General features: G+C 61.8%; 11 protein-coding genes. 6 read left to right on the top strand and 5 right to left on the bottom strand.

Annotated features, from left to right (window positions below):
• Nucleotide 1 precedes the first annotated feature (1 nt).
• The 4 genes from B9Z50_RS06695 (at nucleotide 2) to B9Z50_RS06680 (ending at nucleotide 3,638) form a co-directional block, all read left to right on the top strand.
• The gene (locus B9Z50_RS06695; RefSeq protein ID WP_233249795.1) at nucleotides 2-385 is read left to right on the top strand and encodes a sirohydrochlorin chelatase; all 384 of its coding nucleotides are present in this window, start codon (nucleotides 2-4) and stop codon (nucleotides 383-385) included.
• A gap of 35 nt (nucleotides 386-420) precedes the next feature.
• Entirely contained in the window at nucleotides 421-1,362 is a 942-nt protein-coding gene (locus B9Z50_RS06690; RefSeq protein WP_108362884.1) for a CysB family HTH-type transcriptional regulator, read from the top strand.
• A 21-nt stretch (nucleotides 1,363-1,383) separates the two neighbouring features.
• Complete coding sequence (locus B9Z50_RS06685) at nucleotides 1,384-2,553, top strand: pyridoxal phosphate-dependent aminotransferase (protein ID WP_108362883.1); 1,170 nt, start codon at nucleotides 1,384-1,386, stop codon at nucleotides 2,551-2,553.
• A gap of 143 nt (nucleotides 2,554-2,696) precedes the next feature.
• Entirely contained in the window at nucleotides 2,697-3,638 is a 942-nt protein-coding gene (locus B9Z50_RS06680; protein ID WP_158270644.1) for an alpha/beta fold hydrolase, read from the top strand.
• A gap of 95 nt (nucleotides 3,639-3,733) precedes the next feature.
• Here the strand turns inward: B9Z50_RS06680 and B9Z50_RS06675 are convergent, their stop codons facing one another.
• Both B9Z50_RS06675 and B9Z50_RS06670 read right to left on the bottom strand, forming a co-directional pair.
• The gene (locus B9Z50_RS06675; protein WP_233249794.1) at nucleotides 3,734-4,711 is read right to left on the bottom strand and encodes an NAD(P)H-binding protein; all 978 of its coding nucleotides are present in this window, start codon (nucleotides 4,709-4,711) and stop codon (nucleotides 3,734-3,736) included.
• 228 nt (nucleotides 4,712-4,939) lie between these two features.
• Nucleotides 4,940-6,235 carry a serine hydrolase gene (locus B9Z50_RS06670; protein ID WP_158270643.1) on the bottom strand — a complete coding sequence of 432 codons (1,296 nt, stop codon included), beginning with the start codon at nucleotides 6,233-6,235 and terminating at the stop codon, nucleotides 4,940-4,942.
• Nucleotides 6,236-6,410: 175 nt separating this feature from the next.
• Between B9Z50_RS06670 and B9Z50_RS06665 the strand changes: the two genes are divergently transcribed.
• Nucleotides 6,411-8,108 (top strand): AMP-binding protein, encoded by a 1,698-nt coding sequence (locus B9Z50_RS06665; RefSeq protein WP_108362880.1) that lies wholly within the window; start codon nucleotides 6,411-6,413, stop codon nucleotides 8,106-8,108.
• 108 nt (nucleotides 8,109-8,216) lie between these two features.
• The gene (def, locus tag B9Z50_RS06660; protein WP_108362879.1) at nucleotides 8,217-8,756 is read left to right on the top strand and encodes a peptide deformylase; all 540 of its coding nucleotides are present in this window, start codon (nucleotides 8,217-8,219) and stop codon (nucleotides 8,754-8,756) included.
• A gap of 88 nt (nucleotides 8,757-8,844) precedes the next feature.
• Here the strand turns inward: def and ligA are convergent, their stop codons facing one another.
• Genes ligA through smc form a run of 3 tightly spaced genes read right to left on the bottom strand, consistent with a single transcriptional unit; the run spans nucleotide 8,845 to nucleotide 15,606 of the window.
• A complete protein-coding gene (ligA, locus tag B9Z50_RS06655) occupies nucleotides 8,845-10,971 on the bottom strand; it encodes an NAD-dependent DNA ligase LigA (RefSeq protein ID WP_108363635.1) in 2,127 nt (708 codons plus the stop codon).
• Between the two features lie 14 nt (nucleotides 10,972-10,985).
• Nucleotides 10,986-12,059 (bottom strand): cell division protein FtsZ, encoded by a 1,074-nt coding sequence (locus tag B9Z50_RS06650; RefSeq protein ID WP_108363633.1) that lies wholly within the window; start codon nucleotides 12,057-12,059, stop codon nucleotides 10,986-10,988.
• 19 nt (nucleotides 12,060-12,078) lie between these two features.
• Nucleotides 12,079-15,606 (bottom strand): chromosome segregation protein SMC, encoded by a 3,528-nt coding sequence (gene smc, locus B9Z50_RS06645; protein ID WP_108362878.1) that lies wholly within the window; start codon nucleotides 15,604-15,606, stop codon nucleotides 12,079-12,081.
• Nucleotides 15,607-15,706 lie beyond the last annotated feature (100 nt).

Here is a 15,706-nt window from a genome sequence, read left to right as displayed (position 1 = left end):
CATGACTTCAGCCAGCGGCGTGATTTTGTTCGCCCACGGCTCGCGCGATCCGTTGTGGCGCTTGCCCATCGACGCCGTCGCCGAGCGCATGCGCTCGCAACACCCAGACCTGCCCGTGGCCGTGGCATTTTTGGAGCTGACCGAGCCTGACCTGCCCAGCACCGTGGAGGCATTGATGAAACAAGGCGTAGCCCATGTGCGCATCGTGCCCATGTTTTTGGGCGTGGGCCGTCATGCGCGCGAAGACTTGCCTGAGCTGGTGCATGGTCTGACCGAGGCTTACCCGCAAATGTCGTTTGAGCTTTTGCCAGCCATTGGCGAACACCCAGCCATGACCGCCCTCATGGCCGATATCGCGGCTGGCACGGCCCAACTAGACACATAAAGCATAATTGGGTTCATCTATATAGCTTTAAGCATATGAACCTACACCAATTTCGCTTTGTCCAAGAAGCCGCCCGCCGCAACCTCAACCTGACTGAAACCGCTAAGGCCCTGCACACCTCGCAGCCCGGCGTGTCCAAGGCCATCATCGAACTCGAAGAAGAGCTGGGCATTGAAATCTTTGCCCGTCACGGCAAGCGGCTCAAACGCATCACCGAGCCGGGCCAGCATGTGCTGCACAGCATCGAGCTGATCCTGCGGGAAGTGGGCAATCTGAAAAAAATTGGCGAGCAATACAGCGCTCAAGACAGTGGCACCCTGTCCATCGCCACCACCCACACCCAGGCCCGATATGTGCTGCCTGTGCCTGTGGCCAAACTGCGGGACAAATACCCCAAGGTCAACATCAGCTTGCACCAGGGTGCGCCAGATCAAGTGGCCAAAATGCTGCTCGACGACACCGCCGAGATTGGCATTGCCACCGAATCCCTGTCAGCCTACGAAGACCTGGTGACCCTGCCCTGCTACGAATGGCAACACGTGCTGGTGCTGCCACTGGACCACCCACTGGCCAGCAAAAGCCACCTCTCGCTCGAAGACATCGCCAACGAACCGCTCATCACTTACCACCCTTCGTTCACGGGTCGCAGCCGCATTGACCAAGCCTTTGCGGCCAAGAAAATCACCCCCCGCATCGCCCTCGAAGCCATCGACTCGGACGTCATCAAGACCTATGTGCGCTTGGGGCTGGGCATTGGCATCGTGGCCGAAATGGCGGTGCAAGACGACCCGGTCAAAGATCTGGCTGTTCGCCCCTTGGGTCAACTCCTGGGCATGAACGTGGCCCGCGTAGCCTTCAAGCGCGGGGCTTATTTGCGCCAGTTTGTTTACCAGTTTGCAGAACTGCTGAGCGACCGCCTCACCGCACCCCTGATTGCCCGCGCCATGACCGGCCACGTCACCGATTACGAACTCTGAACCCTGCTTCTTCTCTTGCACATGAACGCCACCCCCCCTGCCCTCGTCTCCAAGGCGCCCAACATGGGCACCACCATCTTCACCGTCATGTCGGCCCTGGCCGCTGAGAAAAAAGCCGTCAATCTCGGCCAAGGCTTTCCGGACTTTCCATGCGCCCCCCGCCTGACCGACTTGGTGAACGACGCCATGCGCGAAGGCCTCAACCAATACCCGCCCATGCCTGGCGTGGCACCGTTGCGCGAAGCCGTGGCCGCCAAAATCGAAGCCCTGTACGGTCGCCGTTACAACGCCAACACTGAAATCACCGTCACCGCCGGGGCCACGCAGGCCATTTTGGCGATCATCCTGGCCATCGTGCACCCGGGCGACGAGGTCATCGTGCTCGAACCCTGCTACGACAGCTATGTGCCAAACATCGAGCTGGCCGGTGGCCGCGTGGTGCGGGTGCCCCTGACCCCCGGCAGCTTCAGGCCCGACTTCGACCGCATCCGCGCCGCCATCGGCCCGCGCACCCGCGCCATCCTGATCAACACCCCGCACAACCCCAGCGGCATGGTCTGGAGCCGCGAGGAAATGCTGACCCTGCAAGAGATCCTGATGCCCACCAACGTGGTGCTGATCAGCGACGAAGTCTATGAACACATGGTCTACGCACCGCTGCAGCACTGGAGCGCCGCCCAATTTGAGGGCCTGGCCGCACGCGCATTCATCGTCTCCAGCTTTGGCAAAACCTACCATGTGACCGGGTGGAAAGTCGGCACGGTGGCCGCCCCCGCCGAATACACAGCCGAGCTGCGCAAGGTGCACCAATTCATGGTGTTCACCGTCAACACCCCCATGCAACACGCCCTGGCCCGCTACATGGCAGACCCCACGCCCTATTTGGAGCTACCCGCCTTTTACCAGCGCAAACGCGACCTGTTCCGCCAAGGCTTGGCGCAAACCTCGTTCAAGCTGCTGCCTGGCGAAGGCACCTACTTCCAGTGCGTGGACATGTCGGATCTGAAAGTGCCCGAAAAACACCTGAGCGAAGCCGACTTCTGCCAATGGCTCACCGCCGAAATCGGCGTGGCCGCCATCCCCTTGTCTGCCTTTTATGGCAACGGCTTCGACCAAAAAGTCATCCGCTTTTGTTTTGCCAAAAAAGACGAAACCCTGTTGGCAGCGATCGAGCGCCTCAAGCGGCTGTGATTATTCGCAGTCTTTCCGTGTCGTTTCGCCCCATGACCCCAAGGTTCAAGCCTGTCCATGGGCTGAGGCCGTGCCTGGCCATTCTGTGCATAGCGCTCGTGACCGCTTGCTCGGCCCCCGCCACCCAAGCTACTGCACCGGTCGTGCCGGACGACCTCGTGTACGCCTACGCCCCACCAGCCAAGCCCAGTGTTTTCAAGCTGCCAAGCGGCCAAACTCTGGCAGCCCGCGTCTGGGCCAGCCCCCAGCCCAGGCAGATCGTGCTGGGCGTGCACGGCTTCAACGATTACAGCAAAGCCTTTGAACCGCTCGCCCAACACCTGGTCGCCGAGCTGCAAGCCACCGTCTACGCTTACGACCAACGCGGCTTTGGTGCCAACCCGGAGCCAGGCATCTGGCCCGGATCAGAGGCGCTGCTGGCCGACTTGAGGCACATTGCCGCCCAACTGCGCGATCGCCACCCAGGTCTGCCGCTCACCGTGGTGGGCGAAAGTATGGGCGGTGCGGTCGTGCTGGTGGCCGCCAGTGAAGCGCCAGGTCTTGCCGCCGACCAACTCATCCTCAAAGCCCCCGCCGTCTGGGGGGCTCACAGCATGCCTTGGTACCAACGCCTGAGCCTGTTCACCATGAACCTGCTCGCGCCCGACATGACACTGACGGGACGAGGCCTTCCATCCCTGGGCATCCGCCCCACCGACGACATCGAAGTTTCACGCGACTTGAGCCGGGATCCGCTGTTCATCAAAGCCACCCGCGTGGGCAGCCTGGCCGGGGTGACCGAACTCATGGGTCGCGCCCAAACCCAAAACGCACTGCCCCCCCAACGCAGTTTGGTTTTGTATGGCCTGCGCGACCGCATCATCCCGCCACACCCCGTGTGTGATTGGCTCACGCATCTGAACACCGCAGTGCCCCATACCGGCTTGACCGATGTGGTCATTTACCCCGAAGGCTGGCATCTGCTGACACGCCAACTGCGCAACCGCGAACCGATGCAAGACATGTCCCGCTGGCTGCGAAACAACGCTATACCCCACCGACAAACCACGGCTCAAGCCCAACAAATGGTCTGCAAGGGCCTTTGAGCCCAAACCACACCAGAAAGTTCGAGCGTCCACTTGTGTGGCGGTGAGCGACAACCTCAACGGCTTTGTCGGCCTGAAATGCCGCACAAAAACGCTTAAAAAACCGCGTGCTCCCCACGATCAGGCGCGCCCTCTCCTTGGAGCCAGCGGGCATAGGCATCGAACAGCGTTTGTGAGCCGTGTGAGGGTGTGGCCTGGGCATCGTAGCGCTGCGCTTGCGCGTCCCACACCAACATGGATTCGGTGGCGTAATACCGCCCAATGCGGGCCAGCTCGGCCTTTTCGGCAGCAGCGGGAATGAGCTGACCTGTCCAGCTCAAAACACCCACGATCACATCCAGAAGACCCACTGGAACTCGCTTGAAGCGAGGCGGCTTTCCCAACAAAGCAAACAATTGCTCGCCCTGCGCCAGCGGCGTGATGGCAGGCCCCGGCCCACCGATGGGCAAGATTTGGTTATGCCGCGACGCATCATGAAGGCACCCTACCAAAAAATCCGCCAAATCGTCGTCGCTGATGGGTTTGCAGGCGGTCAACTGCCCATCGCCAAAAATCAAAAACGGTTTGCCTTTTTTGACACGATCGAGCTGTCCAGACAGCGATTTGAAAAAAGCAGTGGGCCGCACGATGGAATAAGTCAGGCCTGATGCGATCAAGGCTTTTTCAAAGGCCAGCTTGGCATGCTGAAACGCCAACAAAGGCTTTTGCACACAGATGGCCGACAGTTGCACAAAATGTTTCACACCCGCGGCTTGCGCCGCTTGCAGCGCCCACACATGGGCTTGGTGATCGACCTGCCAAGCATCTTGGGGCGAGCCCATGCGCGAGGCCATGCAAGAGATCACGGCATCAAAACGGGCGTGCGCCAAATCTGCTTGTTTCCAAAAACCCTCCTCGGCCGCATTGCCCCACAGGATGGTGGCCCCTGCCAAACGTTCTGAGAGCGCTGTCTCTGATGGCGATGACCCTGGGCCTTGGCGTGGCCTGACCACACAAACCACCTCATGGCCACGCCCGACCAAGGCCTTGACGGTGGCCATGCCGATCGTGCCAGTCGACCCCAGCAAAAGCACACGCTGGCCAGAGTTTGGTCCCCTTTGAGCCTCTGGCCGAGGTGTGGAGCTGTCGGAGCCAGACACAGGGCTGGAAAACATGTCGGTGGTCACGCCGGGAAATCCCAAATTTTGAGGAATTCAATGGTACTTGGATTTGACGATGTCCGGCAGGGGGGCAAGTGGAGTGGGCAAGTTGGGCGCGCGCACCTACACGCCCGAGCTGGCTCAAGAAACGCGGTTGATGTTTCAGTCCGTGACCCCACCCAAGCTCTTGAGCACACCCAGCCACAAGGCATCTCGCATTTGGTACGGGCGTGGATCTTGTCGGCCGCTGGGCTGCTCGTTGACCGAAGTCTGCACCATCACGATGCCCGATTTGGGTTGCACCATGATGTGTTGACCATGGATGCCTTGGAGGGCAAATGTGCGTTCATTGAAGGGTGCAATCCATGTTTGGTAGCCGTAGCCCATGCCCGGTGTTGCGCTGCGCGGCCGAAAGGCCCCCGGTTGGCGTGCCGCATCGGTCGCATCCAGCAGATAGTCGCGGGGGATGACCTGAACACCGCCCCTCACGCCATCATTGGCCAGCAGCACGCCAAAGCGTGCGTAGTCGCGCAGTGTGGCATTGAAGCTCCCGCCAGTACCCTCGCCTTGGTCGGTGCTTGCGAGCAACCACCGCGCCTGGGCCTCTGCGCCCATGGGTTTCCACAACCAATCTTCGGTCATCTGGGTGATGCTCATGCCAGCGGCCCGACTCAAGACCCTGCCCAGTATTTCTGTCTCGATGGTGGCGTATTTGAAGCGCACGCCTTGCTCCGCTTCTCGGGTAGTCTTGGTGTTGAGGTATTCCACAATTTTCTCGGGCCGCCTGCGGTTCTCAGGCGAATACAAGACCCGACCCCAAAGCCAGATGTCGTCGTCGGGCGTCCAGGTGTAGAGCTCCCGAAAAGGCACACCAGACGACATGCGCAGCAAGTTGCGGATGGTGGTTTGGCCATAAGCGGAAGGCGCAATTTCAGGCCAATAGTCGGCCGCTTTGTCGTCCAGTGAGCGAATCAGGCCTTTGCCGTGCGCAATGCCCACCAGCATGGCCGTGAAGGTTTTGGCCATCGAAAAAGAGCGAAACCGCATATCCGGTTGTCGGCCGTACTGGTAGCGCTCAGCCACCACGCGGCCATCCTGGATCACCATCAGACCCGTGGTTTGGGTCTCGGCCATGAAGTCGTCCAGGGTCTTGCTGAACAGGCCCCAGCGGTAGCTGATGGCGGGCGCGTCTTGCCAGTGTGGCAACGGCATGGGTTCGCCTGCGGGACGCACCACCGCACTGGGCGCGACTGTGTCATTGGCCGACCAAGTGCCCACGCGACATTCAGGCCGGGTCAAGGCTTGAGGGCAAGCCGGGTAAGCTTGTTTCATGCCCAAACGTTCGGCATTCGGTCCATCCGGCCGAATCAACAAAGTCTCGGCCCCGACGCCCCAATGACCACCCAAGCCGCCAACGAGGACCCAGGACAAGGCCCATTTTGTAGTCGCAAAACCCATGAATTCTCCAGTTGTCTTCGTGTGATGGATTGAAGCATTCGAAGAAAAGCTTATCAGAGGCTTGGAGGACTCTTGCAGACAATCGCCTCCAGACAAGCCCCCATGCACCGCACCCATAGCAGGCGCTAAACTGTTTTGGCCATATGGCCTAGCCCCAACCCCCGCCGAGGAGCCCATGAGCGAACTTGAACAATTTTTGGCCAGCCGCGATGCTTTGCTGACCCACCGCACCGACTACGAGGCTGCCGTGGCGGCGTTTGAGTGGCCTGATTTGACGCATTTCAATTGGGGCTTGGACTACTTTGACAGCATCGCACGGGACAACCCGGCCCCGGCTTTGCACATTGTGGAGGCCTCGGGAGAGCAGTTTCGCCTCAGCTATGCCGAGCTGTCGCATCGTTCCAACCAAGTGGCCAATTGGCTGGTGGCCCTGGGTGCGCGCAAGGGCGACCGGATTTTGCTCATGATGGGCAACGAGGTGCCACTTTGGGAAACCATGCTGGCCGCGATCAAGTTGGGCGTGGTGCTGATTCCCGCCACCACGCTGCTGTCGGGGGATGATTTGCAAGACCGCCTGGCGCGCGGGCGAGTCAAATTCATCATCACCAACGCGGTGGGCATGGCCAAAGTGCAGGATTTGCCCAGCGCCGTGACCCATGGGCTGACTTTGGTGAGCATATCGGGCAGCACAGGCTTGCCTGCGGGTTGGCAAGATTACGCGCAGTCGCACCAAGCCAGCACCGCCTTCACGCAGCCCGAGTCGACTCGGGTGACCGATCCTTTGCTGGAGTACTTCACCTCAGGCACCACCGCCAAACCCAAGCTGGTGCAGCACACCCAACAAAGCTACCCGGTAGGACACCTGTCCACCTTGTATTGGTTGGGTCTGCAAAAAGGCGATGTGCACTGGACCATCAGCTCGCCAGGCTGGGCCAAGCACGCCTGGAGCTGCTTTTTTGCGCCGCTCAATGCGCAGGCCTGCGTGTTCATCTACAACTACGCGCGCTTCAACGGGCCAGACATTCTGGGCACGCTGGTGCAGCACCGGGTCAACACCTTGTGCGCGCCGCCCACGGTGTGGCGCATGCTGATTCAAGAGGACCTGAAGGCCTGGCCCGTGCAGTTGCGCGAGCTGATTTCAGCGGGCGAGCCACTCAACCCCGAGGTCATCGATCAGGTGCGGGCCGCTTGGCAAATCACCATCCGCGACGGCTACGGTCAGACCGAGACCACGGCCCAGATTGGCAACCCACCGGGTGCGCCGCTCAAGGCGGGATCGATGGGGCGGCCATTGCCCGGCTACCGAATGGTGCTTCTGAACGCCGATGGTGAAGCCGCCGACGAGGGCGAAATTTGCATCGACTTGGCACACCGCCCTGCGGCGCTGATGAACGGCTATGCCGACGACGCAGACAAAACCGCCGAGGCCATGCGCGACGGCTATTACCACACGGGTGACGTGGGCCAGCGCGATGAACAGGGGTACATCACCTACGTGGGTCGGGCCGACGATGTGTTCAAGTCCTCGGGTTACCGCATCAGCCCCTTTGAGCTGGAAAGCGCACTGATCGAACACCCGGCCGTAGCCGAAGCAGCGGTGGTACCCGCGCCCGATCCGGTGCGGGGCCAGGTACCCAAGGCCTATGTGATTTTGGCTCCGGGCCACGCGCCCGATGCGGCCACGGCGGGGGCGATTTTTACGTTCATGCGTGAGCGGGTTTCGTCCTACAAATTGGTGCGCCGCATCGAGTTCAGTGACCTGCCCAAGACCATTTCAGGCAAGATCCGCCGGGTCGATTTGCGCGCTCAGGAAAATGCGCGCGCCCGTCAGGGGGGCCGCTACGAGGGCGAGTTTTGGGAAGACAAACCATGAGGGCCCAATGCCAAGGCGGTGGGTCGCACAGCTCCTACCCTTTTCCTGCCCAGCGCCATCGATGAATGTTGGATGGTTTTTAATTGATTTTCATGTGAGAGTGCCAACATGACCGTTCGAGACATCCTCAAAATGGGCGACGCGCGTTTGCTGCGCATGGCCGAGCCCGTGACCACTTTTGACACACCCGAGCTGCACGCCCTGATTGCGGACATGCAAGACACCATGGCTGCCGTCAACGGTGCAGGCCTGGCAGCACCCCAAATTGGGGTGAACCTGCAACTGGTGATTTTTGGCAGCTCAAGTGCCAACCCGCGCTACCCGGGGCGGCCTTTGGTGCCGCGCACCGTGCTGATCAACCCGGTCATCACCCCGATGGGCGTGGCCGAAGAAGACGATTGGGAAGGCTGCCTGTCGGTGCCGGGCTTGCGCGGGTTGGTGCCGCGCTGGGCGCACATTCGTTACACCGGTTTTGACGAAAAAGGCACGCCCATCAACCGTGAGGTGGACGGGTTTCACGCCCGTGTGGTGCAGCACGAATGCGACCACCTGATCGGCAAGCTCTACCCCATGCGGGTGCGCGATTTCAGCCGCTTTGGTTTCACCGAGGTGCTGTTTCCGGAAATCAGCGCGAGCGAGGACGATTGACGCCGTCCTCGGCCTGCCGCGCACCCCTTGCACATGCGGTGGGCCTGCGTGATCGCGCAGACAGACCCGCCCAGATCGCGCGCCAATTTCAGGGTTTTTGACCTGTCAGCAGCAGCGCCAAACCTGCGTCGTCGAGCACGGTCACACCCAGCGCTTGCGCCTTGTCTAGTTTGCTGCCCGCTTCGGCCCCAGCCACCACATAGTGGGTTTTCTTGCTGACCGAGCCGGCCACTTTGGCCCCCAGCGCTTCGAGTTTTTCCTTGGCCTCATCACGGCCCATGCTTTGCAAGGTGCCCGTCAACACCACAGTGATACCTGCCAAGGGCATCTCTGTGGGCGCCAGGGCGTCGCCTTCGGGCCAGCTCACGCCTGCATCGCGCAGGGCTTGCACCACCTCGCGGTTGTGCGGCTGGGCAAAGAAGGTGTGGATGCTGTGCGCCACCACCGGACCCACGTCGGCCACTTGCAAGAGGGCGTCTTCGCTGGCCACCATGATGGCGTCAAGCTGGCCAAAGTGCCGAGCCAGTTCCTTGGCTGTGGCCTCACCCACATGGCGGATGCCGAGGCTGAACATGAAACGGCCCAGCGTGGTGGTTTTTGATTTTTCCAGCGCTTGGAGCAGGTTGACGGCCGATTTCTCGGCCATGCGGTCCATGTTGGCCAGCGTGTCCAGCCTCAAGTGGTAGAGGTCGGCCAGGGTTTTGACGTGCCCGGCATCAACCAGCTGGTCCACCAGTTTGTCGCCCAAACCGTCCACATCCATGGCGCGGCGGTGGGCAAAGTGCCAGATGGCTTGCTTGCGCTGGGCGCTGCAAAACAGCCCGCCCGTGCAGCGGTGATCGGCTTCGCCCTCTTCACGCTCGGCCAGGCTGCCGCACACGGGGCAATGGCTCATCATGGTGAACACAGGGGCGTCGGCCAGTCGGCGGTCCAGGACCACCGACACCACTTCGGGAATCACGTCGCCAGCGCGGCGAACGATGACCGTGTCACCGACTCGCACATCCTTGCGGCGGGCTTCCAATTCATTGTGCAGCGTGGCGTTGGTGACCGTCACGCCGCCCACAAACACCGGAGCCAGCTTGGCCACAGGTGTGAGCTTGCCGGTACGGCCCACCTGCACATCAATGGCCTGCACCGTGGTCATTTCTTCTTGCGCCGGGTATTTGTGGGCCACGGCCCAACGCGGCTCGCGGGTCACAAAACCTAGGCGCTGCTGCAGCGCCAAGTCATTGACTTTGTAGACCACCCCGTCGATGTCGTAGGGCAAGGCATCACGTTCGGCCGCCATGCGCTGGTGAAAGGCCACGAGGCCAGCCGCACCTTGCACGCAGGCGGTTTGCTCGGCCACCGGAAAACCCCAGGCCTTGAGCTGCATCAGCATGTCGTAGTGGCTTGCCCAAGCCGGGCCACCCTCGCCCGCCGCGGTGATGTCGCCCAGGCCATAAGCAAAAAAGCTCAAGGGGCGCTCTGCCGCAATGCCCGAATCCAGTTGACGCACCGCGCCCGCGGCGGCGTTGCGCGGATTGACAAAGGTTTTTTCACCTTTGGTGCCTGCTGCGATGCGCTGGCGTTGGCGCCCGTTCAGTGCCTCAAAATCGTCGCGCCGCATGTAGACCTCGCCGCGCACTTCGAGCACCGCGGGCGCATCGCTTGGCAAGCGCAGCGGGATCTGGCCGATGGTGCGGATGTTGTGTGTGACCTCTTCGCCCGTTTCGCCGTCACCCCGGGTGGCCGCTTGGACGAGCACACCCTGTTCATAACGCAAGCTCATGGCCAGGCCATCAAATTTCAGCTCACCCACGTAAACAACAGCCGGGTCGGCCTCGGTCAGGCCCAACTCCTTGCGGATGCGGGTGTCAAAGGCCTCGGCCCCGCTGGCCTCGGTGTCGGTTTCGGTGCGAATGCTGAGCATGGGCACCCGGTGGGTGACCTGAGCGAAAGCGTCCAGTACCGCTCCACCCACTCGTTGGGTGGGCGAATCGGGTGTCAACAGTTCGGGATGGGCCAACTCCAGGGCCTGAAGTTCGCGAAACAAGCGGTCGTATTCGGCATCGGGGATTTCGGGCGCGTCGAGCGTGTAGTAGGCGTGCGCATGGTGGTGCAGCTGAGTGCGCAGGGCATGCGCCCGTGCGGCGGCACTGTCGGCAGGCGTCGGTTGTGAAGACGACTCGGCAAACAAGTCGCCAAAAAGATCTGGCGTGTTGGGGCTCACCGGTTGGGCCCCGCTCAAGAAAAGAGGCGACGCGCTTGGGGCGATCCTGCAGACAACTCACGGGCGTCCAGCGCGTCATACAGCTGTTGCAAGTCCAGGCCAATTTGGTCGAGCGTGGCTTCACCGAGCACCTGGCCTTCGCCATCGGTCACAACACCGTCCATCTGCGCCGCCAGCGCCACGGCGGCTTCGCGCAGGCGCACATACGGCTGCTCTTGACGGGCGGTCTGGGGCACATCAAGGCTCAATGCAAACGAACGGATGGCCGACAGTTCCGGGTCTTCTGCCATCGCGGCGTGGGTGTCAAACGTGAGCGACAGAACTGGCGGCAAGCCTTGCACCGCAGCGGGCAAGACCATGCGACCAGGAATCGCACCGGGCACAAAACCCAAACGTGCAGCGTGTTGGTGGATATAACCCGGGCTCCAGGCAGCGGAGCGAGCACACAGCGTGAAGCTCAGCTGGGCATCATGCACACTGGCAAATTGGTCCAACTCACGGGCACGGGCCACTTCTTCGAGCATGTCACTGAAGCTGACGCCCCCGCCCACGGCATCGGCAAAGGCTTGTGTTTTGACCACAAATTCCGAGAACTCGATGTTGTTGAGTGCCCCCACCCGGTTGGCCAACTGAACACCCGCATGAAAGGCGCTGTAGCGGTGACCGGGGACCAAGGCTTCCCACTGACTGGTCGCTTGCTCAAAACCTTCAACAGAAAACAACTTGGTGCCCACCCTGCGCGTGGTGGGCAAGGCGGCCAAGGCCGCATCACCTGAGACAGGCTGATCCACCTCGATGGCTGCCAAGACGTCAATCAGGGCATCGAGCTGGGTTTTGCGATCAGGCTGACTCAGGTGCGTGAACGTGTCTTTCAGCACCGGCTCGCGGGCCTGATCACTTTGGCCGGGTACGGCAGCATCCACGTCCAGCACAGGCTCGATGGCATGCGACACCGACTCGCGCATCGGCTCGCGATGGGGGTCGGCCTGTCGCGGTGCATTTTTGCGCGCAGTCCAGTAGTTGTAGACCACCACAGCCCCCACGGTGAGGGCCCCAATGGCCGCCAGACTCAATTGCAATGGGCTCATCGATTCCAACATAACTTCCTCAGGCCACGTCGGCCATTGACACTGCGGACTCCATGTCCACAGCCACGATGCGTGAAACGCCCTGCTCCTGCATGGTCACGCCAATCAACTGCTCGGCCATTTCCATGGCGATCTTGTTGTGGCTGATGAACAGAAACTGGGTCTCTTTGCCCATACCCGCCACCAGTTTGGCGTAGCGCTCGGTGTTCGCGTCGTCCAGCGGCGCGTCCACCTCGTCGAGCAAGCAAAACGGGGCCGGGTTGAGCTGAAAAATCGCAAACACCAGCGCGATGGCCGTGAGGGCCTTTTCGCCACCCGAGAGCAGGTGGATCGTCTGGTTTTTCTTGCCGGGTGGCTGCGCCAGCACCTGCACACCCGCGTCCAAAATTTCGTCGCCGGTCATCACCAAGCGGGCATTGCCGCCACCAAACAGTTCAGGGAACATGCGGCTGAAGTGCTCGTTGACGATCTTGAAGGTGCCGCCCAGCAACTCGCGGGTTTCGGCGTCGATCTTGCGGATCGCGTCTTCCAGCGTGTTCATCGCATCGGTCAGGTCGGCGCACTGCGAGTCGAGGAACACCTTGCGCTCGCGCGAAGTGGTCAGCTCTTCCAACGCGGCCAGGTTGACCGGGCCCAAAGCGGTGATTTCGCGGTGGATGCGGTCGATCTCGCCTTGCAGACCCGTCACACGCACCTGACCGGCTTCGATCGAAGCGGCCACGGCCTCCAGATCGGCTTGGGCATCGGCCAGCAGCTGCGTGTATTGCTCGAGACCCAAGCGGGCGGCTTGTTCCTTGAGCTGCAAATCGGTGATGCGTTGGCGCAGCGGGTCGAGTTCGCGCTCAAAACTCACGCGGCGCTCATCGCTGGCGCGCAGTTTGGCCGTCAGGTCGTCATAGGCGCTGCGGCAAGCGCCCAAGGCTTGCTCGCGCTCGAGTTTGACGGCCAGCACGTTTTGCAAACCCGCTTGGGCAGCGGCATCGGTCAAGCGGCTGAGCTCGTCGCGGGCCCGCTGCATTTCGGCTTCGATGCTGGTGACCTGCTGCTGCGCGGTCTCTATCGTGCGGTTGAGCTCGGCGCGGCGGGCGTCCAGGCTGCGCTGCGAGAACTGGGCTTCTTGCGCGCGGCGCTCCAAGCTGCGCTGCTGCTCGCGGCATTCGGCCAACTTGCGCTCGGCCTCGATCACGCGCTCGTCCAACTGAGCGTGGCGCTCTTGCGTGTCGGCCAGCTGCATGTCCAGCTCTTCGAAGCGGGCCTCGGCCGTCACGCGGCGCTCTTGCAGCTCATCGAGCAAGGCCTCAACTTCGGCCAAGTCGTTGCTGATTTGCTCGCTGCGGGCGCGGGTTTGTGCCACCAGCTGCGACAGGCGCAAAGTCTCAACCTGCAACTCATGGGTGCGCGACTGGCTCTCGCTGGCTTCGCGGCGCACGGTCATCAGGCGCTGCGAAGCATCAGCATAGGCCGCTTCGGCCCGCACCAAGGCGCTGCGGCTTTCTTCGGCAATCAGCGTTTGGGCGCGCAGTTGCTTTTCCAGGTTCTCGATCTCTTGGGCACGGGCCAACAAACCGGCTTGTTCAGAGTCTGGCGCGTAAAACACCACGCTGTTGAGTTGAACAGCATGGCCGGCCTGCACCAACAGGGTTTCGCCCGCTTGCAGCTGGCTGCGCCAAGCCAGCGCGTCTTCCAGATGGGGGGCGGTGTAGCAGCCTTGCAGCCAGTCGGCCAAGAGCGCTGACAAACCGGCATCGTGCACACGCAGCAACTCGGCCAAGGGCTTGCAGCCTGCGGGCATGCCGCTGCTTGGCGCGGCTTTGGTTGCCAGCGGAGGGCTGAAAAAGCTCAGTTTGGCGGGCGGTGCGTCGTTGGCAAAGGCGCGCACCATGTCCAAGCGCGAGACTTCCAAGGCCGACAGGCGTTCGCGCAGGGCCGATTCGAGGGCGTTTTCCCAACCCGGCTCAATGTGGATCCGGCTCCACAGGCCTTCCAGGCCTTCCAGGCCTTGCTTGGCCAACCAAGGCTTGAGCTTGCCGTCGGTGCGCACTTTTTCTTGCAAGGCTTTGAGCGCCTCGATGCGGGCGCTCAAGTCGGCCAGCTTGGACGACTCTTGGTTCACGGCGGTTTGGCGCGTGCGGCGGTCTTCGTCGAGAGCGGGCACCTGCTCTTGCAAGTCCTGCAACCGAGCTTCGGACTCGGCCGACAGGGCTTCGGCCTCGGCCAGTTGTTCTTGCAAGTGGTTCAGCCGGGCTTCGTCGGGCGCGGCCAGGGCGTTGCGGTCGGTTAGCAAGCGTTCGCGGCGGTTTTCAAGCTGCCGCGATTGTTCTTCGACGTTGCGCTGGTCTGCGGCCAGCACACCAATTTGCTGCTGCACCTGCACCACGCTGGCGCGTTGGGCGGTGGCGTCGTTTTGGGCTTTGCGCAGGGCTTCTTCCAGATCAGGCAGCGCCATGGCCTGGTCTTCCACCTGAGCGGCCAGCGTCATGCTTTGGTCTTCTGCCATGGCCGCTTGCTCGGCCAGGGTTTCCAGCTCGACCTGAGCGTCCTCGCTGCGGGTACCCCATTGCGCGGTTTGCTCGATCAGCTGCTGCAAACGCTGCTCGGCGCGTTGGCGGCCTTCCACCACAAAGCGGATTTCGGCTTCCAGACGCCCCACTTCGGCGCTGGCTTCGTACAGCTTGCCTTGTGCCTGGTTGACCTGGTCACCTGCGGCGTAATGCGCCTGGCGGATGGTCTCCAGATCGGCCTCGACGTGCCTCAGGTCGGCCATGCGCGATTCGAGCGCGTTCACGGCCTGGTCCACGTCGGACTTCATGCGGCCTTGGTCGGCCTCGGCGTCGCGGCGCTTCAAAAACCACAACTGGTGTTGCTTCAGGCTGCTGTCGGCCTGCAAGGCGTTGTACCGACGGGCCACTTCGGCCTGTTTTTCGAGCTTTTCCAGGTTGGCGTTGAGCTCCCGCAGGATGTCGTCCACCCGGGTCAGGTTCTCACGGGTATCCGACAAGCGGTTTTCGGTCTCGCGGCGGCGCTCTTTGTATTTGGAGACACCCGCGGCTTCTTCGAGGAACAAACGCAGCTCTTCGGGGCGCGACTCGATGATGCGGCTGATCGTGCCCTGGCCGATGATGGCGTAAGCGCGTGGGCCCAGGCCGGTGCCCAAAAACACGTCCTGCACGTCGCGGCGGCGCACGGGCTGGTTGTTGATGTAATAACTGCTGTTGCCGTCACGGGTCAGCACGCGCTTGACGGCGATTTCGGCAAATTGGCCCCATTGGCCGCCTGCGCGGTGATCTTCGTTGCTGAACACCAACTCCACACTGGCCCGGCTGGCCGGTTTGCGGGTGGTGGTGCCGTTGAAGATGACGTCTTGCATGGACTCGCCACGCAACTCCGACGCTTTGGACTCGCCCAGCACCCAGCGCACCGCGTCCATGATGTTGGACTTGCCGCAACCGTTGGGGCCCACCACGCCCACCAGCTGCCCAGGCAGCAAGAAATTGGTCGGTTCGGCAAACGATTTGAAGCCAGAAAGCTTGATGGAATTGAGGCGCACGGCGGTTCGGTTGGTGGTCGGATCGGTTGGAAATCAAATAAAGGGCCAGCCCAAATGGCCAACACCGATTTAAACGTCAATGTTACCCGACAGGCATGCT

The organism is Limnohabitans sp. Bal53 (genome assembly GCF_003063355.1).
Classification (GTDB): domain Bacteria; phylum Pseudomonadota; class Gammaproteobacteria; order Burkholderiales; family Burkholderiaceae_C; genus Limnohabitans_A.
Note: the sequence above shows the minus strand (reverse complement) of the source record. Positions and strands in the feature narration are given on the sequence as shown.